The following is a 937-nucleotide window of genomic DNA, read 5'->3' as shown; positions in this document are numbered from 1 at the left end:
AACGCTTCCAGGAACGGCTCGATCTCGACGACGGCGAGCACGTCAGCACCGGCGAACAGGAACAGGTAGGCGGGCAGCAGCAGGATCTGCACGAGCATCAGCAGCGGCGTGGCCGCGAGCAGACGCGCACGGGCACCGCCGGCCAGGCCGGTGAACACGATCACGTAATCGACGCACGGCGTCAGCAGCACCAGCAACACCCCGAGCAGCAAGCCCCGGTCGTCGACGACGAACCGCGACAGCCCGTAAGCGATCACCGGTACAACGACGAAGTTCGCCGCCAGCGTCGTGCCCAGGAACCGCACGTCCCGGAACGCCCGCCCGACCTCGACCAGCGGCACCCCGAGGAACGTGGCGAACAACAACAGCGCCAGCACCGGGTTGATCGAGTGCTCCAACGCGGGCGCAACCCGTGGCGCGCTGAGCCCGACCAGCGCGCCACCGGCGATCGCGGCGAGGTAGAGGGGAATCTGGTACTGCTCCCACCACTCGACCGCGCGACGCATGCTCACCGTGCTCCTTCAATCTCAATTCGGCCGTGACCCACCCGTCGCAGCTCGCCCAGCAGCATGCACTCGCTGCGACATGAGGCCTCGTTGTCCGGGCAGGCCGCCACGCGCCGGGTAGCTACCACGAGCCGGTTGCGCAGCAGCCGCAAGTTGGCCAGGTAGGCATCGACCTCACGCAGCCGTTCGGTCAGCTTCGGGTGCAGCACCTCACGGACCTGTGTGCAGCTGTCGCCCTCCACGACGAGCAACAGCTCCGCGATCTCCGGCAACGACAGATCCAGCTGTTTCGCGGCCTCGATGAACGACAGCCGCTCCAGCACACTCTCGTCGTAGGAGCGGTAGCCGTTGGGCTCCCGACGGGCCTCGATCAGCCCGATCACGTCGTAGTAGCGCAGGGCGGTCGCGGGGACGCCGGACCTGGCTGCGAC

2 protein-coding genes are annotated in these 937 nt (G+C 67.9%); both read right to left on the bottom strand.

Annotated features, from left to right (window positions below; translation table 11 throughout):
- On the bottom strand, positions 1-506 hold a 506-nt coding region (locus CFP66_RS46875; RefSeq protein ID WP_233160318.1), incomplete at its 3' end, for a bile acid:sodium symporter.
- A 2-nt stretch (positions 507-508) separates the two neighbouring features.
- A partial coding sequence (locus CFP66_RS46870) for a MerR family transcriptional regulator (protein ID WP_143517646.1) occupies positions 509-937 on the bottom strand: 429 nt, incomplete at its 5' end.

This window comes from Pseudonocardia sp. MH-G8 (genome assembly GCF_002262885.1).
Taxonomy (GTDB): domain Bacteria; phylum Actinomycetota; class Actinomycetes; order Mycobacteriales; family Pseudonocardiaceae; genus Pseudonocardia.
This window is presented reverse-complemented; position numbering and strand designations above follow the sequence as displayed.